Source organism: Streptomyces sp. NPDC021020, assembly GCF_044333285.1.
Classification (GTDB): domain Bacteria; phylum Actinomycetota; class Actinomycetes; order Streptomycetales; family Streptomycetaceae; genus Actinacidiphila.
In genome coordinates this window covers 40,820-62,566 of record NZ_JBIRQQ010000012.1, presented here as the reverse complement: position 1 = coordinate 62,566, position 21,747 = coordinate 40,820, and the positions used below count along the sequence as shown (strand labels likewise).

Genomic DNA, 21,747 nt, shown 5'->3' with positions numbered 1-21,747 from the left:
GCGAGACCGGTCGGACGTCGGTCGGAAACCGGTAAGGAACCGGTCAGGAACCGGCGTTCTCCCGGCGGAAGGCGGAGGTGTCCGGCGGGGCGATCTGGCCCAGCTGGATCATCAGGACGTGCAGGTCGTTGCAGGCCCAGTGGTCGCTGACCTTGCCGTCCCTGACCTTCGCGATGTGGATCTCGTTCCAGCTGATGACCCGGCCGGTCGGCTCCGCGCCGAAGACCAGGCCCTTGTGGGTGCCGGTGAGCTTCACGTGCTGGATGACGTATTCACCGTCCTCGAAGTCGCGGATGATCTCCGCCTTGAGGTCGGGGAAGCCCTGCCGCTCGATCTTGATGACGGACTTGACGCCCTCGCGGCTGGTGTCCATTCCGGGAGGCGCGTTGTGGTTGACGAAGTCCTCGGTCATCAGCTCGTCGAGGACCTCGGTGTCGCCCTTCGAGAACGCCTCAGTGAGAATGCGGCGGACGTTGACCTTGTCGGACACGGTGTTCTCCTTCGAATGGCTTGCCGGTCATCTCGGCAAGGGCTACCTGGATGTTCACGAGGGTTCGCTCGGGTTCGAGCCAGCCCGCTGCCGGTCCGGGGTCGAACGACGACCAGACCGTTTCCGCGGGCAGTTCCTCGGCGTGCGCCAGCCGCGCGGCGGCCAGCACCCGGTCGAAGTAGTCGGCGAGGTCGTGCAGCGCGCCGATCCCGGCGGGGCTGCCGTGCCCGGGGACGACGGTCGCGGGCTGCAGCGCGAGGAGCCGGTCGAGGGCCGTACGCCAGCGGCTCACCCGGCCGTGCACCGCGAGCGGGGTGACCCCGGCGAAGCACAGGTCACCGCTGACCAGGACCTTCTGTGCGGGCAGCCACACCGCGAGGTCGGCCGCCGAGTGGGTGTCGGTGAATGCGAGCACCTTCGCCCCGGAGGGCAGGGCGCGTTCGATGCCGTCGGGGGGTACGGGCTCGGCGGCGACGCTGTCCCAGTCGGCGAGCCGCGTCGCGAAGCCGGGCATGACCTTCGCGAGCAGGGCGGGCAGGCCGCGCTCGCCGATCATCTTGCGCATCCCGGCCACCGTGCGCGGGTGGGCGACGATGGGGACGTCGTCGAAGAGCAGGTTGCCGCCGATGTGGTCGGTGTGGATGTGGGTGTTGACGACCAGCCCGGCGCGTCGGCCGCGGCGCTCCAGCGCGGCCGGGATCGCGGCGGCCATCTCCGGCAGCAGCATGGTGTCGACGACCGTGACGGGCTCGCCGAGCAGCAGCACGCTGTTGGACCGGCCCGCGCCGCCGTCGCCGTTGACGAGCGCGACGACGCCGTCCGCGACCTCGACCTCCCGGACCTCGGGGACGGCCTCCAGCGAGGCCCCCGGTATGCCGCCCGGCACGGCCGTCACGCCTTCCAGGACGTGCCGGCCCCGCCGCTCTTCCCCGCACCGGGCCCGCCGGAGCCGCCCGCCTTGGCGGCGTGCAGCTGCTGGATCTGCTGGATCAGGCCGGTGCGGTCGAGCATCGCGTGCCAGGACACGATGCGGCCCGCGTCCGCGCGGATCACCTCGACGACGTTCCAGGTCAGCCGGGTGTCGGTGCCGTTGGGGATACCGGTGAGGGTCAGCTCGACGGCGAGCGCGGTGCCGTCCCCGGATTCGACGATGCTGTCGACCTTGTGCTCCAGCTCGGTGTAGAGGCCGCGCTGCTGGGCGAACATGTCGCCGAGCCGCTTGGCGCCCTTGGTCTCCTGGCTGGCGGTGCGGATCTCCACCTCGCCGTCGCACAGCTCGTACAGCAGGAAGCCGTTGACCTCCTCGACCGCCTGGTAGACGGCCTCCCACAGCTCGCGGGCGGTCTTCATGGTCGTCATTTCCCTTCGCCGGACATGATCCAGTCGACCTGGTAGACGTGTACGTCCACGTTGTCGGCGTACTTGTGCAGCTCGGTGATGAGGGCGCGGCCGGCCTCGCTGCGGATGTGCTCCTGGAAGGCGGCCAGGGTGCTCCACTGGGCGTAGTTGGTGACCCGGGTGCCGTCGACGGAGCAGTGCACGTTCGCGGAGACGAAGCCGGGCATGTGCCGGACGATGTCCTCGGTCTCCCTGCGGATCGCGGCGGACAGCTCCTGCTGCTTGTCCGGGGTGCAGTGGAAGACGTTGATGTACGTCATGAGCCGGTCCTCGGCGGAGATCGTGCTCATGGCCGCACCCCCGCCGCCGCCCCTGCCGGCCCCGTCGTGCCCAGCGTCTCGGCGACGACGGTGTAGCTGCGGAATTCCGGGTCGGAGTAGCAGGCGCGCATCGGCCGGACCAGTTCCTTGTGCTCCTCGGACTTCTCCCAGGTGAAGAAGTCGGCGAGCGACGTCCACTCGCTCACGATGAGCCAGCTCGCCGGGTCGTCCGGGGCCTGGCAGATCTGGTCGCGCAGGTGGCCGCGGGTCGCGGCGACGCTGAAGCGGACCTTCTCGTAGGCGGCGAGGAATTCCTCCCGCCGGTCCTCGGCGACCTTCATCCCGAACAGCACCCGGGCGGTGCCCGCGGCTCCGTCCTCCGCCGCCGTCCCGGACTCCTCCGCGCCCAGCACCTCGGTGTCGATGTGGGCCAGCGAGGGATCCGGGGCGAGCGGGCCGATGTGGTAGACGGTCAGCGACTCGGTGGTGCCGACGTTCCGCAGCCGGTGCCGCTTCCCGATGGGGACGTAGATTCCCTCGCCGGCGCCCACCGCCCATTTCTCGCCCTCGACCTCCAGTTGGAGATCTCCGGTGATGTTGTAGAGGAATTCCTCGCCGTAGGGGTGGAAATGCTCCACCACATGCTCGCCGGGCCGGAGGATCGCAGTTCCCATGTAGCCGGACCTGCTCCCCACCGAACCCGGGTGGAGCACCATGCGCAACCGGCCGCCGCGCGCCCGATAGGGCTCTATTTCCTCGGCGCGGATCCGGCCTACCCGTGAATCGCTCATGAGGAAATCCTCGCCGCCGGGCGGCGGCCGCCGCATCGGAATTCTGCCGCGAACATCCCGCGGGAATTCCGCGGCCGGGCTGCGGGAAACCCGCGGCCCGGCGGACCGGGAACGGGCCCGCCCCGGGACCGGCGCACGGGGCGCCGGCCGCCGGGGCGGACTCGGTGGAGCAGGGTCGGACGGCGGCGGGGTCCGGTCAGGACACCGCCGCGGGCGTGCGGAAGCCGTGCGTGCAGGCGTACACCGCGAGCTGCGTGCGGTCGCGCAGATCGAGCGCCCGCAGCAGCGAGGAGATGTGCGTCTTCACGGTGGGCCGGCCCAGCTGGAGCTGGTCGGCGATCTCGACGTTGGTCAGCCCGTGGCCGATCAGGCCGAGGATCTGCCGCTGCCGCGGGGTGAGTTTGACCGTGTCGCCCGGTCCCGCCGGGGTCTCGTTGGGGACGTTGTAGCGCAGGGTGCTGACCAGTTCGCCGGCCACCTGCGGGTCGAGGGCGACGCCGCCGCGGTCGACGGCGCGTATCGCGTCGACCAGGACCTGCACGGGGGTGTCCTTGTGCAGGAAGCCCTGGGCGCCGCCCAGCAGCACCTTGATCGCGGTGCCCGCGTCCAGGCTCGCGGACAGCGCGAGGACCTTGACGCCCAGCCCGTCGGTCTGGCTGACCAGCTGCCGCGCGAGCAGGTCCTCGACGGCGAAGCCGTCCAGGTCCATCAGCAGGACGCGTGGCCGATGGTCCCGCAACAGCCTGGGACTATAACTCTCGGTGTCGAATTCCACGACGACGTCGATACCCGGGATACCGCACAGAACCGCCATCATTCCTGCCCGGTACACGCCAGGGCCACCGCAAACTGCGACAGGCAACAAATCGTCTAAACCACGTACAATGTCCATCGAGACCCCCGCAGAGTGATAAACCATCTGTGGATTTGTGGAACAGACAGCACTGCCATCCGCAGGTGGCTCCCCTTCGGCGCGCACGCGTAATCAGTGGAGCCGATGTACTCGGCGCCAAGCGCACTTGCACCGAATACCGGTACTGCCCGTCCCGGGTCCGACGGTGTCGGCTCATCTCCCCCCGGTGGCAGGGCCGTCCGTGCCGTGCGGCGGCCGGCCGCGCAGCACCAGCGCGCTGTTGAAGCCGCCGTGGCCGCGCGCGGCGACCAGCACCGCCCGCAGCGGGCGTTCGCGCGGGGCGCGGACGAGGTCGAGGCCGTACGCCGGGTCCGGGTCGTCGAGATTGCCGACCGGCGGGATCACCCCGGCCCGCATCGCCAGCAGCGCCGTGGCGACGTTGAGCGCGGAGCCGCCCGCGAGCAGCCGCCCGGCCAGGCCCTGCGGGGCGGTGACGGGCACACCGAACGGGCCGAAGACGGCGCGCAGCGCGGCCGCCTCGGCTGCGTCGGCGTCCGGGCGCCCGGCGCCGTCGGCGAGCACCATGTCGATGTCGGAGGGCTCCAACCCGGCATGCTGGACGGCGAGTTCGATCGCGCGGGCGTACTGCCGGCCGTCCGGCGCGGTCTCCCGGTAGTGGTGGGCGTCGTGGGTGGCAGCGTAACCGGCGAGGGTGGCGTAGCCGGCGGGCCCGGACCTGGCGCGTACCGCCTGCTCGTCCTCGACCAGCAGCACCGCGCCGCCCTCGCCCGGGACATGGCCGGCCGCCGCGCGGTCGAAGGGCTTGTAGCCGGCCCTGGGGTCGGTCGCGGTGGAGAGCTTGCCGCCGGCCATCTGGGCGGTCAGCGCGTACGGGGCGATCGGCGCCTCGGTGCCCCCCGCGAGCACGGCGCCGGTGCCGCGGCGGATCGCGCGCTCTGCCCAGCCGAGGCTGTCGAGGCCGGACGCGGCGTCCGCGACCAGCACCCCGCAGGGGCCCTTCGTGCCGTGGTGGATGGCGAGTTGGCCGGTGCTCGCGGCATAGAACCAGGCGATCGACTGGTAGACGCCGACCGCCTTGCGGCCGCGGCTCCACAGCGCCTGGATCTCGCGCTGCCCGAATTCGTTGCCGCCCGAACCGCTGCCGAGGATCACGGAGGTGGCGTACGGGTCGTGCGCGGCGGGGTCGTAGCCCGCGTCGGCGAGGGCCATCGCGGTCGCGGCGAAGGCGAGCCACGTCCAGCGGTCGGTCTGGATCGCGAGGCGGCCCGGTACGTGCTCCGCCACGTCGAAGTCGGCGATCTGCCCGGCAAGTTGCGTGGCGTAGCCGCTCGCGTCGAAGGACTCGACGGGGCGCACGGCCAGTTCACCCGCGAGCGTCGCACGCCAGTGGTCGGCGGCGCCGACGCCGGTCGGCGCCACCACGCCGAGGCCGGTGATCACGGCGGTCACCGGTCCACCGCCGTGAGGACGACGGCCGACTGGAAGCCGCCGAAGCCGCTGCCGACCGACAGCGCCGCGGCCACCCGGTGGTCGCGCGCGGTGTTGGGCACGTAGTCGAGGTCGCACAGCGGGTCGGGCCGGCCGTAGTTGGCGGTGGGCGGCACGACGTCGTGCTCGATCGCCAGCGCGGTCGCGGCCACCTCGATGGAGCCGATCGCGCCGAGCGAGTGCCCGACCATGGACTTGATGGAGCTGACCGGCACCCGGTAGGCGTGCTCGCCGAGGCTCGCCTTGAAGGCGGCGGTCTCGTGCCGGTCGTTCTGCTGGGTGCCGGAGCCGTGCGCGTTGACGTAGTCCAGCGCGGTGGGGTCCAGCCGGGCCTGGTCCAGCGCGCTGCGGATGGCGACCGCCATCTCCGCGCCGTCCGGGCGCAGTCCGGTCATGTGGAAGGCGTTGCAGCGGTTGGCGTAGCCGCGGATCTCGGCGTAGACGTGCGCGTCCCGCCGCCGGGCGTGCTCGTACTCCTCCAGGACGAGCACCGCGGAGCCCTCGCCCATCACGAAGCCGTCGCGCGTGGCGTCGAAGGGGCGGGAGGCGTGCGCGGGGTCGTCGTTGCGGGTGCTGGTGGCGCCGATCGCGTCGAAGCAGGCCATGGAGATGGGGGTGATGGGCGCGTCGCTGGCGCCGGCGAGCACGATGTCGGCCATGTCGTCCTGGATGAGCTGGTACGCCTGGCCGATCGCGTCGATACCCGAGGTGCAGCCGGTGGAGATCACCGACGCCGGGCCGTGCGCCCCGTAGCGGAAGGCGACCTCGGCCGCGAGGCTGCTGGGGATCCACGCCTGGTAGAGGAAGTCGGAGGCGAAGTGCGGGTCGACGAGCCAGTTGCGGCCGCCGTCGCTCGCCACCACGTACTCGTCCTCCAGCCGGGTGCTCGCGCCGACCGCGCTGCCCAGGCACACCGCCATCCGGTCGTGGTCGACACCGCCGGGTCCCTCGGTGTCCAGCTCCAGGCCGGAGTCGGCCACCGCCTCGTCGGCGGCGACCAGCGCGAACTGCACGGAGCGGTCGTTGCGGAAGACCTCCTGCCGGGTCAGGCCGGCGGCCAGCGGGTCGAAGTCGACCTCCGCCGCCAGTTGGGAGCGGAACTGCGCGGGGTTGAACAGCGAGATCCGCCGGGTGGCGGTGCGCCCCTCGGTGAGCATCTGCCAGAACGCCTTGCGGGTGGCCCCGCCGGGGGCGACCACCCCGATCCCGGTCACCACGATCCGCCGTCCGCCGCCCGGAGGGCCGGCCACGGGGCCGCTCATCGTGCCCGCTCGCTCAGTCCCTCGTTGACCAGCGCCACCAGCTCGCCGAAGGTCGCGTGGGCGTGCTCGTCCTCCAGCGCGATCCCGTAGCGGTCCTCGATCTCCGCCCTGACCTGGAGCTGCGCCAGCGAGTCGAGGTCGACGTCGCCGAGCGTGGCGCCGGGGTCGGCGGTCACCGCGGAGCGGGGCAGCCCGGTTTTGACGACCAGGATCTCCATCAGCTCGTTAATTGTGAATGTCGGCACAGCGATTCCCCTTTCACATTTACAGCAACGGAACCCGGCGACTCAGGTTACGCAATATCCGGCAGGAATATCTTCAGCCCAGAGAACTAAATCGGCTCATACCCGAGAACGAGGCCCGCCCATCCTCGGGGACGAGCTTTCGCCGACCGGAGGAATTATTGACGCAATTTCCGGGCCGGTGCTTCACTGGCGTCAATTGATTTCCCGATTGCGAGGAGACGGTAATGGACTCGTCAGCAGCGGCCTCCGTATCCGCGGCGCCGGCCGGCGCCGGGGTCACCTCGGTCGCGGTCGCGATGGCCAGGGCGCTGGAATCCGCCCGCCCCGACCGGATGTTCCACGACCCCTACGCGCAGGGGTTCGTGGACGCGGCCAAGGACGTGCTGGAGCCGGGCGAGTGGCCCTCGCTGGAGGCGTGGGTCGACCTGTTCTACTCCCGCGGGGTCGTCCGCACGCGCTTCATCGACGACTACGTGTGCGAGGCGGTGGCCGCCGGCTGCCGGCAGGTCGTCATCCTCGGCGCCGGGCTCGACGCGCGCGCCTTCCGGCTGCCGGTGCCGGACGCGGACGTGTACGAGGTCGACACCCCGTCCGTCTTCGGCTTCAAGGACGCGGTGCTCGCCGCCGCGGGCGCGCAGCCGACCGCCCGCTCCCGCACCGCCGTACGCGCCGACCTGCGCGAGGACTTCGCCGCCCGGCTCGCCGGGCACGCCTTCGACCCCGCCCGGCCCACCGCGTGGGTCGCCGAGGGCGTGCTGCCGTACCTCACCGGCGAGCAGGCGCGGAAGGTCGTCGGGGACGTCGGGCGGCTGTCCGCGCCGGGCAGCAGGCTCGTCTTCGAGCACTCCGACAAGGCCGGCCCCGACCCGCGGGCCAAGGACGCCGCCCTCAGCACGCCGGGCGCGGACCGGATCAGCGCGATGGTGCGCGGCGGCCTCGGCCCGGAGGGGCGGGACTGGGTGGCGTCGCAGGGCTGGAGCCTGCACGTGACCGACCGCGGTGAGCTCGGGGCGCGCTACGGGCGGCCCGACAAGCGGCTGCCGGGCGGCCAGTTCGTCACCGCGACCCGCGTCTGACGCGGCCGGGCCGGAGGACCCGCACAGGATGCCGACGAGGACGCCGAGGGATTGACTGCCATGGAATCGAACCGCGCGCAGACCGAACTTTCCGAACCGACGCAGGAGCGCATTCAGGCGGGTGCCGAGTCCTATCGGCGGCCCATGCTCGCCGCGTACGACCTCTTCGTGCTCGGCATGATGAGCCGCTTCATGTGGCGCTGCCCGCGCGGCAGAATGCTCGCACACTACAACCGCCACGCCGGGGCCGCGCATCTCGATATCGGGCCGGGCACCGGATGGTTCATGGACAAATGCAGATTTCCGGTGGAATCCCCGTCGATCACCCTGCTCGACCTCAACGAGGTCGTCCTCGCGACGGCCGCGCACCGCATCCGGCGCTACCGCCCCGAGATCCGCACCGGTGACGCCTTCCAGCCCTTCGACACGCTGCGCGGCGCGCGCTTCGACTCGGTCGGCATGAACTTCCTGCTGCACTGCCTGCCGGGCACGATGGCGCAGAAGGCGGTGGTCTTCGACCACGTCACGCCCCATCTGCGCCCCGGCGCGCGGGTGTTCGGCGCGACCGTGCTGGGCCTGGGCCCGCACCACAGCAAGCGCTCCGGCAAGCTGCTGGCCAAGCTCAACCGCAGCGAGGTCTTCAGCAACCTCGACGACCGGCAGGGCGACCTCGCCGAGCAGCTCGGCGCGCGCTTCACCGATGTCGAGACGGTCCGCTCCGGGACGATCTGCCTGTTCGCCGCGCGCCACCCGGGGGCGTGATGAGCGGCGAACCGGCCGTACCGGCGCAGGTGTTGCACGACGGGGTGCTCCAGGGCCTGGCCGTCGCCCGCATCCGGCTGGGCCGGGCCCTCGCGGGGGCCGGCCCGCTGCCCCGTGAAGTGGGCGAGGAGTTGCGGGAGTTGCTGGACGGCGAGATCGCGGGGCTGCGGCGGCTCATCGCGGGGGCCGCGCAGCCGGGCCCCGTGGAGCCCGCCGCCGAGCCGGACGTACCCGCGCACCAGGACCTGCCCAGCGCGCTCGCCGCGACCGCCGCGCACCTGCAGTCGGCGACCGGCGTGCGGATCCGCGTCGACAACCACACCACCGCGTCGGGCAGTTGGGCGGGCAACGACCTGGTCGCGTACCGGATCGTGCGCGAGGCCCTGCACAACACCGCCCGGCACAGCGGCGCCGCGCACGCGTGGGTGTCGCTGGCGTCCTCGCGCAGCCGCCTGGTGTGCGTGGTCTCGGACGACGGCCACGGCTTCCAGCCCGCCCAAGGCACCGCCCCCCGGGCCCACTTCGGGCTCGGCGCGAGCTACGCGCGGGCGCGGGCAGCGGGCGGCTATCTGGCCGTGCGGTCCGGCGGCGACGGCACCTCGCTGACGCTCTCGCTGCCCAGGGAGCCGCGCCCCGCCCCCGACGGGAGGTCCCGGCGATGAACCGCCCCGGGCCCGCGCCGAGCATCCTCGTCTGCGACGACCACCCCGTCGTCCGCTACGGCATCCGCACGCTGCTGGACGGCGAGCGCTACCGCATCGCCGGTGAGGCCGCCGACCTGCCCGGCACCGTCGCGCAGGTCCGCACGCACCGCCCCGACGTGCTGCTGCTCGACCTGAGCTTCCTCGGCGCCCCGAGCCTGCCCGTCCTGCCGACCGTACGGGCGCTGTCCCCGGCCACCCGGGTGCTCGTCCTGACCATGCGCAACGACCTGGACTCCGCGCGCGACGCGCTCGCCGCCGGGGCCCACGGCTTCCTGCCCAAGGACGCCGCCGCCGAGGAGCTCGTCGCCGCCGTCGACGCGCTCGCCGCCGGCGGCCGCTACCTCCAACCCGCCCTCGGCGCGGCCCTGCTGGACCGCACCGCGAGCCCCGAAGGGCCGCTCAGCCGCCGCGAGCGGGAGGTGCTGGGCCTGATCGCCGACGGCCTCACCCACCCGCAGATCGCCGACGAACTGGGCCTGTCCGTCCGCACCGTCGAGGCCCAGCGGGCCTCGATCAAGGTCAAGCTCGGCGTCAGCCGCCGGGCCGAACTGATCAGCCACGCACGGCGGTTGCGGCTGACCACGGCAGGAGGAGAGCGCTGATGCAGACGGGCCGGCCCAGCCGCACCGCGATGAGTTCGGCGCACGCCCGCGCCGCCCACCAGACGGCGGACTCGCCGCGGGTCTTCGCCGACCCGCTGGCGGCGCGCATCCTGCCGGCCGCCGCCGGGCCGGGCAGACCCGCGGGCGGCACCCCGCACGGCATGCCCGCCGAGGTGCGGCTGTTCATGGCGCTGCGCCACCGGGTGGCGGAGGACGCGCTGCTCGCCGCGGCCCGCACCCGGCAGGTGGTCATCCTCGGGGCGGGCCTGGACACCTTCGCCTACCGCAACCGCAATCCCGCACTGCGGGTCTTCGAGGTCGACCTGCCCGCCACGCAGGTGTGGAAGCGGGAGCGGCTCGCGGCGGCCGGTATCGACGTCCCCGACACGGTCGTCTTCTGCCCGGCCGACTTCGCCGAGCAGACCGCCGAGTCGGCGCTCGTGGCCGCCGGGTTCGACCGCGCCGCACCGGCGTTCTTCCTGCTGCTCGGGGTGGCGCCGTATCTGGAGCGGGAGGCGCTGCTGGACACCGCGCGCTTCGTCGCGGGCCTGCCCGCGCCCGCCGAGCTGGTCTTCGACTACAACCAGCCCGCCGCCGCGCTGCCCCCGCACCGCAGGCCCGCGCTCGCCGCGCAGGCCGAGGCCATGGCCCGGATGGGCGAGCCGTGGCGGTCGTTCTTCACCCCGCCGGAGATCGCCGCGGAGCTGGCCGACGCGGGCTTCGGCAGCATCGTCGACGTCGGCTGGCGGGACTGCGTGACGCGCTACGACCTCGACCCGGCGCTGCCCGACCTGTTCGGCGGCCGCATCGTGCACGCCCGCACCACCCACGACGAGAGGAGCCAGTGATGCACGCCCTGGTCATCGGCGGCGGGGTGGCCGGTCCGGCCACCGCTGTCGCACTGCGGTCGATCGGCGCGGAGGTCACCGTCTGCGAGGCGCGCCCGGCCGAGGACAAGGACGCCGGGCTGTGGGTCATGCTCGCCCCCAACGGCCTTGCCGCGCTGGACGTTCTGGGCCTGAAGGAGGCGGTGCTGCGCGAGTCGCTCGCGGGCGCGGCCGGGCCCTCGGGCTTCGCGCCGATCCGCCGGGCCGGGCTCTACCGGGTGCTGCGCGAGGCCGCGGCGGCGGCCGGGGCCCGTATCGTGCACGACCGCAAGCTCGTCGCCGCGGACACCGTCGCGGACAGGGTGGTCGCGCGCTTCGCCGAGGGCCCCGCGCTCTCCGGCGACCTGCTCGTCGGCTGCGACGGCATCCACTCGCGCACCCGTACCCTCATCGACCCGGACGCGCCGCGGACCCGCTACGTACCCCTGCTCAACCTCGGCGGCTTCGCCTCCGGCGTGGACGCCCCCGGCGAACCGGCGCAGCTCCAGTTCGTCCCCACACCCAAGGGATTCTTCGGCTACACCGTCTCCGGCAGCCGCGAGGTGTGGTGGTTCGCCAACCTCCCGTGGGGCGCCGAGCCCACCCGCGCCGAGCTGGCCGCGATGGACCGCGCCGCCCTCACCGCCCGCCTCCTCGACACCTTCGCCGCCGCCCCGCCCTTCGTCGCGGACGTCATCCGCGCGACCTACACCGACCTCTACGCGCTGGCCACCCACGACCTGCCCACCGTCCCGGTCTGGCAGCGCGACCGCCTCGTCCTCCTCGGCGACGCCGCCCACGCCACCACCCCCACCTCCGGCCAGGGCTCCTCCATGGCCCTGGAGGACGCGGTGGTCCTCGCCAAGTGCCTGCGCGACCTCCCCTGGTCCCAAGCCCCCGCCCGCTACGAGGAGTTGCGCCGCATCCGCGTCGAATCCGTCGTCGCCCTCGGCGCCCGCGCGTCGGCGGCCAAACTCGACGCCGGCCTCCCCGACAACTCCCTGGACTGGGTGCTGGATTACCGCGTCGACTGGCCCAGCCGCGCCTGAGCGGACCGGACATGCGGGAGGGGCGCGGCGATCTCGCCGCGCCCCTCCCGCTTTTGCCTCACCCCACCAGCCGCTCGCGCAGTGCGGTCAGCGTCGCGGGCGTCACCCCGCAGCGGTCGGTCAGGTAGGTCTCGATCGAGCCGTGGCGGTCGCGCAGGGCGGCCAGTGTGTGCTCCATCGCGTCGCGGGGGGCACCGAAGACGGCGTGGTAGCGGGCTTCGTCGAGGCCGAGGCGGCGCAGGCGGGGGAGGACGGCGGCGAGGCGCTGCTCGCTGTAGTGGCGGCGGCTGAGGGTGTAGTCGTCGAGGACCGCGGCGGTGGGGACGCCGAGGGCGGACAGCAGGAGGGCGGCGGCCATGCCGGTGCGGTCCTTGCCCGCGGTGCAGTGGACGAGGGCGGGGGCGCCGTCCGGGGCGGCCAGCGCGGTGAGGACGGCGCCGAAGGTGGCGGCGTCCTGGCCGGCCATGTCGAGGTAGACGCGGTGCAGGAAGTCGTCGGGCAGGGCGTCGAGGCGGCCGGTGCGGAAGAGGTCGCCGAGCAGCGTCGTACGGGAGGCGTCGCCGCCGATGTCGTACGGCTCGTGGCGGATAGCGGCGGGGAGCGCGGAGGGGGCCTTGGCGCGCTCGTCGGGGGTGCGCAGGTCGTAGGCGACGCGCAGGCCGAGCGGGGCGAGGGCGGCGAGGTCGGCGGGGGTGAGGCGGTCGGGGGCGTCGGCGCGGAAGACCAGGCCCCAGCGGGTGCGGCCGCCGCCACGCACCGGATAGCCGCCGAGGTCGCGGAAGTTGGTCGCGCCCTCCAGCGGCAGTACGCGCTCGGCGGCGAGCACGGCGGGGCCGCCGCCCGCGGGGGCGACGCGTACGTAGTGGCGTCCGGGCCCGAGCCCGGCGAGGGCGACCCGGCGGGCGGCGCCGTCCGCGACGCGGGCGACGGGCGGGCCGCTGCCGGCCGCCTCGGGCGTCGGCCCGACCGCGACCTCCACACCGCCCGCGCCCGCCGCCTCCCACGTCACGTCGAGCCCGCCGGTGGCGCCGCGCACCACGTCGACCGCCAGCACGACCGTTCCCATGTGCTTCCTCCGCTCGTCGGTGCGCGATGTGCGTTCTACGTGCGGCCTTCCGGCCAGGGCAGCTCGCCCGCCTCGATCCCGGCGGCGACGCGGTCGAGCCAGGCCAGTTCGGCGACCCGCAACGCCTGGGCGTAGTCGGCCTCCAGCGTCACGACCCGCGGCAAGTCGGCCGTGTCGGCGTGCAGTTGGGCGGCGACGCGGTCGTGCTCGGCCTGGATCGCGGCGCGCCGCTCCCGCAACAGGGCCGCGGCGGTGGTGGGTTCGAGGTCGAGGATGTGCGCGAGCCCGGCGACGAACACCGGGAAGTCCTGCGCGGGCTCGCGCAGGTAGTCCCGCACGAGCGCGTCGGCGACCGCGACCCCCTCGTCCGTGATCGCGTACACCGTCCGCTCCGGCCGCGCACCCGCGCGCTCCGACGCCACGCTCGTGACGAGCCCGGCGTCGGCCAGCCGCCGGATCGCGTCGTAGAGCGACCCGCCGCGCATCTTCACGACCTCGTCCACATGCCGCTCCCGCACGAGCGCCTGGATCTCGTACGGATGCCGCGCCCGCTCCCTGAGCAGGCTCAGCACCGCCAGCGTGAGCGGGGTCCGCACCGCGCGTGCCGCCATCCGCCCCTCCCCTGGCCCGACTCTCCATGACCGACTTCGATTACCCGACTTCGACTATACCCTTCGGGACCCCGCCCATGCGGCCCGCGTCCGGAATGCCGCTTACGTGACCGTGTGCGACGGTGAGGGGGGAACGGGAGGAGGGCGGTGCGATGAGGGCGTTGGAGACGATCGGGTTCTCGCTCGCGGTGATCGCGATCTGCGTCGGCACGCTGCTCGTGCTCATGGGCGGCACGAAGTACCAGCACAAGGACTGAGCGCGCGGTCCGCGGAAGGGCGGCGGGCGCCGCTCAGCCGCCTGCCCGGCCGCCCGGGAGGTCCCTTCCGCCCGCAAGGGAAAGGGAGTGGAGGAAGTCGAGGACCGGTGTCAGCCACGCGTCGGGCCGCTCGGCCATGACCACGTGGTCGCTGTCGACCTCCGTGTACCGCGCGCCCCGGATCCCGGCCGCGAGCGCGCGCGAGCCGTCGGGAAGGACCATGCTGTCGGCGGTCGTCGCGACGACCAGCGTGGGGACGGCGACCCCGGCCAGGTCGGCGGTGGTGTCGAGGGAGGGGATCAGGTCGATGTGCGGGTGCAGCGCGGGGTCCACCGCGGCGCGCCAGCCGGGGAGCAGGCCGAGCAGGTGGTCGTCGGGCCGGGCGAACCCGGCGGTGAGCACGAGCGCGGTCACCCGCTCGGGATGGCGTACGGCGGCACGCACCGCCACCAGCGTGCCGAGCGAGAAGCCGAGCACGGCGAACCGCCCGACGCCGCGCCGTACGGCGGAGTCGACGACCGCGTCCGCGAGCGCGTCGAGGTCCAGCGGGGCCGCGGCGACCGGGGTGCGGCCCGAGCCGGGGTAGTCCGGGGCGACGACGGTGTGGGCGGCGGCGAGGGCGGGCAGGACCGGGGCGAAGTTGCCTTCGATGCTGCCGGTGGCGCCGTGGGCGAGCAGCAGCCCTGGTCCGGTTCCGGTGACGGTGGTGGCGAGGGCGGGGAATGAATCGCGCATGCCCCGTACGTTGACCCCTCACATGGGTGCGAAGGTCAAGTCCCGGGCGTGGTGAGGAGAGCCGGTGCTGATAGGCGAACTGTCGCGGCGGACCGGAGTCGCGGCCCGGCTGCTGCGGTATTACGAGGAGCAGGGCCTGCTGCGCCCCGACCGCGACACCAGCGGATACCGCGTGTACGCGGCGGACGCCCCGTACGTCGTCGCCCGCATCCGCGGCATGCTGGCGGCCGGGCTGACCACCGAGGCCATCCGCGGGATGCTGCCGTGTGCCACCGGCGCGGGGCCCGGGATCGAGCCGTGCCCGGAGGTGCTGCGGACGATGGCCGCGCACCTGGAGAGGATGGACGCGGACATCGCGGACCTGAGCCGCCGCCGGGCCGCGCTGGCCGAGTTCCGTGCCGCGACCGAGGCCAGGCGGGAGGGGACGCGCCCGCGCTGAAGGCCCGGACCGGCGCGGTCGCCGCACACCGGTCGCCGCGCACCGGCCCGCGGAACCCGCCGGTCCTACACCGTCGCGCGGTCGTTCTGGAGTATCCACAGGTCGTGGAAAAGTCCGGGGGAATCGCGCAGCTCGGCGAAGGTGCCGTACTGGACGAGGCGGCCGTGGTCGAGGACGGCGATCTTGTCGGCGACGGTGACGTTGGTCAGCCGGTGCGTGACGAGGACGACCGCGCGGTCCGCGGCCAGGGTGCGCAGGCCGGTGAAGATGCGGTGCTCGGCGCGCGGGTCGAGGGCGGCGGTTGGCTCGTCGAGGACGAGCAGGCCCGCGTCGCGGTGGAAGGCGCGGGCCAGCGCCACCCGCTGCCACTGCCCGCCGGACAGCTCCTGGCCGCCCCACCACTCGCGGGCCAGCAGCGTGTCGAGGCCCGAGCGCAGCGATTCGAGGACGTCGTCGGCGCCGGAGGCCAGGGCCGCGGCGCGTACGGCGTCGTCCGCGGCGGGCAGCGGCTGGCCGAGGGTGATGTTCTCGCGGGCGGTCAGCGGCCACCGCGCGTACTCCTGCGGGACGACCGCGACCCGCCGCCAGGCCGCCTGCGCGTCGAGCGTGCGGGTGTCGGCGCCGTCCCAGGTGACGCTGCCGGAGCCGGGCAGGTAGAGCGCGGCGAGCAGCTTGCTCAGCGTCGTCTTGCCGGAGCCGTTCTCGCCGACCAGCGCCAGCACCTCGCCGCGCCGCACCTCCAGGCTGACGCCGTCGAGCGCGGGCCGCTCGGCGTGCGGGTAGGTGTAGCCGAGGTCGTCGGTACGGACGACGGCCGGGCCGTACGGCACGGTGGCGCCGCGGTCGACGCGGTGGCCACCGGCCTCGTCGAGGAAGTCCGACCAGTCGTCGAGGTACATGCCCGTACGGAAGATGATCGCCCCGTAGCCGACGACCCCGCGCAGCCCCGTCCCCACCGACCGCAGCGCGAACGTCGCCGTCCCCGCCGCCGCGACCGACACCCGCCCCGACGCGATCAGCCACAGCAGCGTCGCCCACACCGCGCCCGACGCCACCCCGCCCGCCACGCTCCCGGCCAGCGCCATCTTCGCCGCCCGCCACGCCGCCCGGTCGGTCGCCGCGTCCACCCGCGTCCCGGCGGCGCGGTACTTGCCCAGCAGGAAGCCCGCCATCGTGCCCGAGCGGATCTGGTCGGCGTTCTGCTTGTCGACCAGATACCAGCGCAGGATGCCCAGCAGCCGCCGGTCCTTCATCGTGTCCAGCGACGTCAGATACGTCAGCCGCGCCGCCCGTACGCCCGCGATCGCCTGCGGGGTCGACGCGAGCACCAGCAGCGGCAGCAGCACCGGGTGGACGGTCGTCAGCACCGCCGCCGCCGCGACCAGCGAGGCCGCGGCCGCCAGCACGCTCTGCGACTGGTTCAGCATCTCCTGCGAGACCTCGACCCCGCGGTCGGCAGCGTCCCAGCGGTCGTTGTAGCCGGGGTGGTCGTACGCCGCCAGCTCGGCGTGCGTCGCCGCGTCCAGCAGCCGCAGCTCCGCCTCGCGGGAGATCCGCGGGGCCAGGCGGGTGGAGAGGGCCGTGACCGCGATGCCCAGCACCGCCCGCAGCCCCGCCGCCGAGGCCAGCAGCACGAGCGAGGGCGCGGCCTGGTGCAGGCGGGCGGCGATGTGGCCGGACGCGATGACGGCGGTGATCGTGCCCGTCATCGCCAGCAGCCCCAGCGCCTCCAGCACGCCCGAGACCACCTGGCACACCAGCAGCGCGATCACCGCTGCGCGGTCCACCTGCCACGCCATCGCCAGCGCGCGGCCGATGAGCTGCGGCAGGCGCCGCGCCATCGCCCCGAGCGTGATCGCCTTCCCGGCCTCCAGCCGCCGGTCGGCGGGGAAGTCGAGCCGCAGCTCCTCGGTGCCGGCGGGGTCGGCGGGGGTTTTGGCCTTTTCGCCGCTTCCGGCGCTTCCGGCGCTCCCGGCGCTTCCGGCGCTTCCGGCCTTCCCCGCGCCGGGGGGCTCGTGCGGCGTACCGCCCGTGCGCTGCCCCGGTAAGACCGACTCCCGCTTCGTCATGAACCCGCCCCTTGTGTACGGCCGCGGGCCCGGCGGCCGCGATCCGGCCCACCAGTGTGCTCCCGCCGCGGGCCGCGGCACGGTACGCGCCGGAAACCCTGTCCGGCGCGTGGACGCATGCCACCTGCATATGGCGTACGCCGGTGCGCCCCCTCCGCGCTCCCCGCGCCGGGTACGCCAGGGGCGCGGCTGCGCCGCAGGGCGCTCGTTTTTCAGGCTGCGCCTACTGCGCCGGGCAACCATCAGGGGCGCGAGGAACTGCGCGAGCAACCCACCACTGGCGGGTGGTCCGGAGCGGACCGGGTTGCCCCTTTGGGCCGGTGACTACCCGCGCCCCGGTGGGGGCTGAGCGCGCAGTTCCCCGCGCCCCTAAAAACGCTCGCCCGGCGCCGCACGCGCATCCTCCCCGCGCCCCTAAAACGCTCGCCACGCGCGGCACACGCAGCCTCCTGGTAGTTGCCCGGCGCCGCACGCGCGGCCTCCTGCCGGGGCGTTCGGCCCCCTACGCGGAGGGGCGCCGCCTCGCGGCAAGGGCCAGCGCAGCGCCCGCCGCGGCGAAGAGGGCCGCGGCCCCGGCGAAGAGGTCGGCGTGCGGGCTGCCGGTCTCGGCGAGCCGCAGGGAGGCGCCGGAGTCCGCCCCGCCGGCCGTACCGGTCGTCCCGGACGACGACGGCGACGTACCCCCCGCCGCGGGGGCGTAGTGCAACGTCCCCTCCGCCGAGGCGACCGTGCCGCCGAGCCGCAGCAGCGAGTCGATCGTCAGATCCTCCGCGGTCGTGCGGTTGCCGCTCCCCGCGGGAAGCGAGAAGCGCAGGTCGAACGCCCGCGTCTGCTGGTACGCGAAGCCCGCGGGGATGTCGGGGAGCGCCCACCCCTCGCCCGGCTCGATCGCCTCGGCCTGCGTCCAGGCGCCGCCGCCCGTGCGGTATTCGAGGGTGAGGCCCTTGAGGTCCGGCAGCGCGTCGCCCTTGGCGGGGTGGACCTCGACGATCGTCTCCAGCGGGCTGGTGAAGCTGCCGCCCGCGCCGTTGTCGACCGTGAGGGTGGTCTGCCCGGGGTGGCCGGGCGAGAGGCTGACGTCACCGGAGAAGTGCTCGGTGACCTCGCCGTCCGGGAGGGCGGGCGACAGGCCGAAGTCCATGGGGGCCGCGGGGTCGGGCGTGACGTGCCCGCCGTCGGGGACGGAGATGTCGACGGCGGCCCGTACCCCGTCGTCGTTGCCGGGGAAGCCGGCGGCGAAGCCGAAGGTGACCTTCCAGCTGTAGCTGGACCCGGCCGGCAGCCGGAAGGGGTCCTTCAGCGCGTTGCCGCCCTGCGGGAAGAACTGCGCGAAGAGGCCCGGGTTCTCGCCCAGTACGGAGGTGTCCGTGGCCGGCGCGGTCAGCGGCTGGACGCCGACCGTGAGCTGGCCGGGCGCCAGCGGGCTGGGACCGCCGAGCGGGGTCAGGACGACGGTGCCGGTGAAGGGCAGCGCCTTGCCGGTCGGGTTGCTGACGGTGAGCGTGAAGCCGTCCTCCCCGTGCCCGCGGGTGACGGTGTCGCGGACGGCATCGCCGACGGTCACGCCCAGGCCGTCGGAGGAGGCGGAGGCGGAGGCGGGCGCGGCCGAGGCGGCGGCCGGTACGAGCAGGACGCCACCGATGACGGCGGCGGCGACAAGGGCGGCGGATGCGGCGCCACGTCGAACGGACACAGGAATTCCCCCCAGAATTCATGAGCGTGGGTCACGATGGGCCTCGCGCCGCGCCCGGCGCGAAGCTGCTGGTGAGAGTGTCGACGATCAACGGTCCTGCGCCCGTGGGTGAATCGTCACCGCTGGGCAACAGTCCCCCCGACGAACGTCCGGAGGCCGCCCGGTGAGCATCCACCGGCCCGCACCAGGTACGCGCACGCGCGCTGGCCCGCACCAGCCGCACCGGGTACGGGCACGCACCAGCCCGCACCAGCCGCACCGGGTACGCGCACGCACCAGCCGCACCAGCCGCACCCGCGCCGGCCCGCGCCCAGCGGTCCCGCCTCCGGCCGGCGCCAGCGCCCCCGCGCGCAGCGAGCCCCCTCCCGGCCAGCGCCAGCGCCCCCGTACCGTCCGCCCACGCCCGCGCGCAGAAATTTTCTTTCATGCGCCTTGTGCCGGAAGAAAGTTACCTTCACTCTTGGCTTGGACGATGCCGTCCCCACACCCCCCACCCGGAACCCCTTCCTGTCCGGAGGAATCCATGATTTGGCATGCCCCTGTCAGCTCTCGCGGGCTCACCGCCTGCGCGGTGCTGGCCTGTGCCGCCCTCGGTGCCACCGCAATACCCGCCGCGGCCGCCCCCTCCCACGCCACCACGAACCCGATCACCCACCCCGAGCTGGACTGGGCCGGGTCGCAGACCGCCAAGCACCAGTCCGCCTCCGCGGACGCGAGCCACCTCACCCTCACCCCGAACGTCGCGGGCACGCCGGGCCTCGACGTCAGCAGCTACCAGGGCAACGTCAACTGGGCCTCGGTCGCGGCGAACGGGGCGCGATTCGCGTACGTCAAGGCGACGGAGTCCACGTCGTACACGAACCCGTACTTCGCCCAGCAGTACAACGGTTCGTACAACGCCGGCCTCATCCGCGGCTCGTACCACTTCGCGACGCCCAACACGTCCTCGGGCGCCACGCAGGCCGACTACTTCGTCGCCCACGGCGGCGGCTGGTCGAAGGACGGCAAGACGCTGCCCGGCATGCTCGACATCGAGTGGAATCCGTACGGCGCGAGCTGCTACGGCCTGTCGGCGGCCGGGATGGTCAACTGGATCCTGTCGTTCAGCAACGAATACCACGCCAAGACGAGCCGCTGGCCGGTGATCTACACGGCGACGAGCTGGTGGAGCCAGTGCACCGGCAACACCGGCGACTTCTCCTCCACCAACCCGCTGGCGCTGGCCAACTACAACGGCAGCCCCGGCACGATGCCGTACAAGTGGCCCTACCAGACGATCTGGCAGTACGCCGACAGCGGCGTCTTCCCGGGCGACCAGGACGCCTTCAACGGCGACTTCAGCCGGGTGCAGGCCCTGGCCAACGGCTGACCCCGCCCCGGCGGCACGCCGCCGGAGCAGACCCGAGCCCCCGTCCGCTACGCGCGTAGCGGACGGGGGCTCGTCCGCGTACGGGCACCGCCACCCGCTCTTCGCGTTCCGTTAACATGTTCGAGCCTATGGCGATTCTGCTTCGCCGCTCGTTCACCGGAAAGCCCTGCATTACGGCATGAAAACCGCGATAATCAGCCCCATTCTGACAAATCGGCCAGTCCGTTGACGCAGACGAACTCGCGAATACGGACCCGAATACCCGGGCAGTCCCGGTCGTCCCGGCACCCGGACCGCTCCACCGACGCGGCGCCCGCCACCGGCGCGGACGCGGCGGTGAAGCCGATCCGGGTGCCGGGATGGCTGTGGGGCGTGGCCGGGGTGGTGACCGCCGCCTTCATGGCCGGGATGGAGATCGCCGCCCGGCACTACGACCTGCCGGGGCCGGTGACCAACCAGGTGCGGGAGGTCGTGTTCGCGCCGAAGTCGGGCTTCCTGCTCTACGCGAGCATGGCGCTGTTGATGGTCGTGCTCACCTGGCGGGAGCGGGCGGTCGCGCTCGGCGCGGCGGTCGGCATCGACGCCGTCTTCCTGCTGGTGCGGTGGGCGGCGGGGGCGAAGCCGACGTTCGGCAACGGGGCGCTGTGGGTGATCATCGGCTGCGTCGTGATCGCGCTGACCCGGCGCACCGGGCGGGAGCGGGAGCTGCTGCTCAAGGGCGTCGGGCTGGGGCTGCTGCTGGTGACCGGGCGCAAGGTCGGCGACACGTGGCTGCTCATCACGTCGAAGGCGCGCCCGAACGTGCTCGACCCGTACGCCGAGACCGCCGACCGGGCGCTCGGCAACCCGTCGTGGCTGGTCGGCCGGATGGTGCACGCCACCGGGCCGGTCGGCGAGCACCTGCTGGACTACGTGTACATCCAGCTCGCGGTGGCCGCGGTCGCCGTCGCCTTCTACCAGCTGCGGCACGTCGCGACCGACCGCGGCTTCCCGCGCCACCACCTGGTGCGCACCTTCCTGGTCATCGGCCTGGTCGGGCCGGGCATCTACATGCTCTTCCCGACCGTCGGCCCGGTCTTCGCGTACGGCGGCGACGGCGGCCACTGGGCGCTCGCGAACCTGTGGCCGCACACCGCGCCGGCGCTCACCACCCCGCACCCGATGCCCTTCGACGAGGTCACCCCGCGCAACTGCATGCCCAGCCTGCACACCGCGTGGGCCACCGCGATCTTCGTCCACTCCCGCCGCGGCCCCCGCGCCCTGCGCTGGGCGGGCGCCTTCTGGCTCGTCGCGACCCTGCTGGCCACCCTCGGCTTCGGCTACCACTACGGCGTCGACCTCATCGCGGGCGCGGTCTTCTCCCTCACGATCGAGGCCGCCCTGCGCACCCTCGACCGCGGCCTCGACCCCCGCGGCCTCGCCCTCGTCGCCTACGGCACAGCCGTCTTCACCGCCCTCCTCCTCTCCTACCGCTACCTCCCGACCCAGATGGCCCACCACCCCTGGCTCGCCGGCCCCCTCCTGATCCTGGCCCTGCTCTCCGTGATCACCGCCTACCTCCGCACCACCCGCCCCTGGAACCCACCCCAGCCCCGCGAGCCCTCCCCGGAGCCGGCGGCGGTGCTGGTCTGAGCCGGGCCG

General features: G+C 73.6%; 23 protein-coding genes. 9 read left to right on the top strand and 14 right to left on the bottom strand.

Going from position 1 to position 21,747, the window contains the following annotated elements:
- Nucleotides 1–43: 43 nt before the first annotated feature.
- The 9 genes from ACH4SL_RS30785 to ACH4SL_RS30745 all read right to left on the bottom strand — a co-directional run bounded on the left by ACH4SL_RS30785 (nt 44) and on the right by ACH4SL_RS30745 (nt 6,808).
- Nucleotides 44–490 carry an ester cyclase gene (locus ACH4SL_RS30785; RefSeq protein ID WP_398451546.1) on the bottom strand — a complete coding sequence of 149 codons (447 nt, stop codon included), beginning with the start codon at nt 488–490 and terminating at the stop codon, nt 44–46.
- Nucleotides 453–1,385, bottom strand: a complete 933-nt coding sequence (locus tag ACH4SL_RS30780) for an MBL fold metallo-hydrolase (RefSeq protein ID WP_398451544.1) — start codon at nt 1,383–1,385, stop codon at nt 453–455. Before ACH4SL_RS30780 ends, ACH4SL_RS30785 begins: the two co-directional genes overlap by 38 nt.
- On the bottom strand, nt 1,382–1,849 hold the full coding sequence (locus tag ACH4SL_RS30775) for a nuclear transport factor 2 family protein (RefSeq protein ID WP_398451542.1): 468 nt from the start codon (nt 1,847–1,849) through the stop codon (nt 1,382–1,384). Before ACH4SL_RS30775 ends, ACH4SL_RS30780 begins: the two co-directional genes overlap by 4 nt.
- Nucleotides 1,846–2,178 (bottom strand): antibiotic biosynthesis monooxygenase, encoded by a 333-nt coding sequence (locus tag ACH4SL_RS30770; protein WP_031518185.1) that lies wholly within the window; start codon nt 2,176–2,178, stop codon nt 1,846–1,848. Before ACH4SL_RS30770 ends, ACH4SL_RS30775 begins: the two co-directional genes overlap by 4 nt.
- Nucleotides 2,175–2,822, bottom strand: coding sequence for an antibiotic biosynthesis monooxygenase (locus ACH4SL_RS30765; protein ID WP_398451539.1), 648 nt, complete (start codon nt 2,820–2,822; stop codon nt 2,175–2,177). Before ACH4SL_RS30765 ends, ACH4SL_RS30770 begins: the two co-directional genes overlap by 4 nt.
- A gap of 313 nt (nt 2,823–3,135) precedes the next feature.
- Nucleotides 3,136–3,756 carry a LuxR C-terminal-related transcriptional regulator gene (locus ACH4SL_RS30760; RefSeq protein ID WP_398451537.1) on the bottom strand — a complete coding sequence of 207 codons (621 nt, stop codon included), beginning with the start codon at nt 3,754–3,756 and terminating at the stop codon, nt 3,136–3,138.
- Between the two features lie 249 nt (nt 3,757–4,005).
- Complete coding sequence (locus ACH4SL_RS30755; protein ID WP_398451535.1) at nt 4,006–5,262, bottom strand: beta-ketoacyl synthase N-terminal-like domain-containing protein; 1,257 nt, start codon at nt 5,260–5,262, stop codon at nt 4,006–4,008.
- Complete coding sequence (locus ACH4SL_RS30750) at nt 5,259–6,551, bottom strand: beta-ketoacyl-[acyl-carrier-protein] synthase family protein (protein ID WP_398451533.1); 1,293 nt, start codon at nt 6,549–6,551, stop codon at nt 5,259–5,261. Before ACH4SL_RS30750 ends, ACH4SL_RS30755 begins: the two co-directional genes overlap by 4 nt.
- Before the next feature lie 8 nt (nt 6,552–6,559).
- Nucleotides 6,560–6,808 carry an acyl carrier protein gene (locus ACH4SL_RS30745; RefSeq protein WP_398451531.1) on the bottom strand — a complete coding sequence of 83 codons (249 nt, stop codon included), beginning with the start codon at nt 6,806–6,808 and terminating at the stop codon, nt 6,560–6,562.
- A gap of 224 nt (nt 6,809–7,032) precedes the next feature.
- Here ACH4SL_RS30745 and ACH4SL_RS30740 point away from each other — a divergent pair, with 224 nt between their 5' ends.
- From ACH4SL_RS30740 to ACH4SL_RS30715, 6 genes are read left to right on the top strand one after another with little or no spacing between them, the layout of a single operon-like run.
- A complete protein-coding gene (locus tag ACH4SL_RS30740; RefSeq protein ID WP_398451529.1) occupies nt 7,033–7,884 on the top strand; it encodes an SAM-dependent methyltransferase in 852 nt (283 codons plus the stop codon).
- 60 nt (nt 7,885–7,944) lie between these two features.
- Nucleotides 7,945–8,646, top strand: a complete 702-nt coding sequence (locus ACH4SL_RS30735; RefSeq protein WP_398451527.1) for a class I SAM-dependent methyltransferase — start codon at nt 7,945–7,947, stop codon at nt 8,644–8,646.
- Nucleotides 8,646–9,308: a sensor histidine kinase gene (locus ACH4SL_RS30730; RefSeq protein WP_398451524.1), complete on the top strand. Its 663-nt coding sequence runs from the start codon at nt 8,646–8,648 to the stop codon at nt 9,306–9,308. Before ACH4SL_RS30735 ends, ACH4SL_RS30730 begins: the two co-directional genes overlap by 1 nt.
- Entirely contained in the window at nt 9,305–9,952 is a 648-nt protein-coding gene (locus ACH4SL_RS30725) for a response regulator (protein ID WP_398451522.1), read from the top strand. The genes ACH4SL_RS30730 and ACH4SL_RS30725 overlap by 4 nt, the downstream gene beginning before the upstream one ends.
- Complete coding sequence (locus ACH4SL_RS30720) at nt 9,952–10,800, top strand: class I SAM-dependent methyltransferase (RefSeq protein ID WP_398451520.1); 849 nt, start codon at nt 9,952–9,954, stop codon at nt 10,798–10,800. The genes ACH4SL_RS30725 and ACH4SL_RS30720 overlap by 1 nt, the downstream gene beginning before the upstream one ends.
- Nucleotides 10,800–11,867 carry an FAD-dependent monooxygenase gene (locus ACH4SL_RS30715; protein ID WP_398451518.1) on the top strand — a complete coding sequence of 356 codons (1,068 nt, stop codon included), beginning with the start codon at nt 10,800–10,802 and terminating at the stop codon, nt 11,865–11,867. Before ACH4SL_RS30720 ends, ACH4SL_RS30715 begins: the two co-directional genes overlap by 1 nt.
- A 58-nt stretch (nt 11,868–11,925) precedes the next feature.
- On the opposite strand, the gene ACH4SL_RS30710 is transcribed toward ACH4SL_RS30715, so the two are convergent.
- From ACH4SL_RS30710 to ACH4SL_RS30700, 3 genes are all read right to left on the bottom strand, one after another.
- Entirely contained in the window at nt 11,926–12,933 is a 1,008-nt protein-coding gene (locus tag ACH4SL_RS30710) for a tyrosine-protein phosphatase (protein ID WP_398451516.1), read from the bottom strand.
- Nucleotides 12,934–12,968: 35 nt separating this feature from the next.
- Nucleotides 12,969–13,544 (bottom strand): PadR family transcriptional regulator, encoded by a 576-nt coding sequence (locus tag ACH4SL_RS30705; RefSeq protein ID WP_398451514.1) that lies wholly within the window; start codon nt 13,542–13,544, stop codon nt 12,969–12,971.
- A gap of 290 nt (nt 13,545–13,834) precedes the next feature.
- A complete protein-coding gene (locus ACH4SL_RS30700) occupies nt 13,835–14,536 on the bottom strand; it encodes an alpha/beta fold hydrolase (protein ID WP_398451512.1) in 702 nt (233 codons plus the stop codon).
- A gap of 64 nt (nt 14,537–14,600) precedes the next feature.
- On the opposite strand from ACH4SL_RS30700, the gene ACH4SL_RS30695 reads away from it, so the two are divergent.
- A complete protein-coding gene (locus ACH4SL_RS30695; RefSeq protein ID WP_398451510.1) occupies nt 14,601–14,975 on the top strand; it encodes a MerR family transcriptional regulator in 375 nt (124 codons plus the stop codon).
- A gap of 65 nt (nt 14,976–15,040) precedes the next feature.
- Here ACH4SL_RS30695 and ACH4SL_RS30690 read toward each other — a convergent pair whose 3' ends face one another.
- On the bottom strand, nt 15,041–17,044 hold the full coding sequence (locus tag ACH4SL_RS30690) for an ABC transporter ATP-binding protein (protein WP_398451505.1): 2,004 nt from the start codon (nt 17,042–17,044) through the stop codon (nt 15,041–15,043).
- 502 nt (nt 17,045–17,546) lie between these two features.
- Nucleotides 17,547–18,737, bottom strand: a complete 1,191-nt coding sequence (locus ACH4SL_RS30685; protein WP_398451503.1) for a hypothetical protein — start codon at nt 18,735–18,737, stop codon at nt 17,547–17,549.
- A gap of 523 nt (nt 18,738–19,260) precedes the next feature.
- Here ACH4SL_RS30685 and ACH4SL_RS30680 point away from each other — a divergent pair.
- Nucleotides 19,261–20,106 carry a lysozyme gene (locus ACH4SL_RS30680; RefSeq protein WP_398451501.1) on the top strand — a complete coding sequence of 282 codons (846 nt, stop codon included), beginning with the start codon at nt 19,261–19,263 and terminating at the stop codon, nt 20,104–20,106.
- A gap of 363 nt (nt 20,107–20,469) precedes the next feature.
- A complete protein-coding gene (locus ACH4SL_RS30675) occupies nt 20,470–21,738 on the top strand; it encodes a phosphatase PAP2 family protein (RefSeq protein WP_398452011.1) in 1,269 nt (422 codons plus the stop codon).
- Nucleotides 21,739–21,747 lie beyond the last annotated feature (9 nt).

Coding starts and splice junctions, on each gene's coding strand:
- ACH4SL_RS30775 (WP_398451542.1), bottom strand. CDS start 1,849: ATGACGACCATGAAGACCGCCCGCGAGCTGTGGGAGGCCGTCTACCAG.
- ACH4SL_RS30770 (WP_031518185.1), bottom strand. CDS start 2,178: ATGAGCACGATCTCCGCCGAGGACCGGCTCATGACGTACATCAACGTC.
- ACH4SL_RS30765 (WP_398451539.1), bottom strand. CDS start 2,822: ATGGGAACTGCGATCCTCCGGCCCGGCGAGCATGTGGTGGAGCATTTC.
- ACH4SL_RS30760 (WP_398451537.1), bottom strand. CDS start 3,756: ATGATGGCGGTTCTGTGCGGTATCCCGGGTATCGACGTCGTCGTGGAA.
- ACH4SL_RS30740 (WP_398451529.1), top strand. CDS start 7,033: ATGGACTCGTCAGCAGCGGCCTCCGTATCCGCGGCGCCGGCCGGCGCC.
- ACH4SL_RS30735 (WP_398451527.1), top strand. CDS start 7,945: ATGGAATCGAACCGCGCGCAGACCGAACTTTCCGAACCGACGCAGGAG.
- ACH4SL_RS30730 (WP_398451524.1), top strand. CDS start 8,646: ATGAGCGGCGAACCGGCCGTACCGGCGCAGGTGTTGCACGACGGGGTG.
- ACH4SL_RS30725 (WP_398451522.1), top strand. CDS start 9,305: ATGAACCGCCCCGGGCCCGCGCCGAGCATCCTCGTCTGCGACGACCAC.
- ACH4SL_RS30720 (WP_398451520.1), top strand. CDS start 9,952: ATGCAGACGGGCCGGCCCAGCCGCACCGCGATGAGTTCGGCGCACGCC.
- ACH4SL_RS30715 (WP_398451518.1), top strand. CDS start 10,800: ATGCACGCCCTGGTCATCGGCGGCGGGGTGGCCGGTCCGGCCACCGCT.
- ACH4SL_RS30710 (WP_398451516.1), bottom strand. CDS start 12,933: ATGGGAACGGTCGTGCTGGCGGTCGACGTGGTGCGCGGCGCCACCGGC.
- ACH4SL_RS30705 (WP_398451514.1), bottom strand. CDS start 13,544: ATGGCGGCACGCGCGGTGCGGACCCCGCTCACGCTGGCGGTGCTGAGC.
- ACH4SL_RS30700 (WP_398451512.1), bottom strand. CDS start 14,536: ATGCGCGATTCATTCCCCGCCCTCGCCACCACCGTCACCGGAACCGGA.
- ACH4SL_RS30690 (WP_398451505.1), bottom strand. CDS start 17,044: ATGACGAAGCGGGAGTCGGTCTTACCGGGGCAGCGCACGGGCGGTACG.
- ACH4SL_RS30680 (WP_398451501.1), top strand. CDS start 19,261: ATGATTTGGCATGCCCCTGTCAGCTCTCGCGGGCTCACCGCCTGCGCG.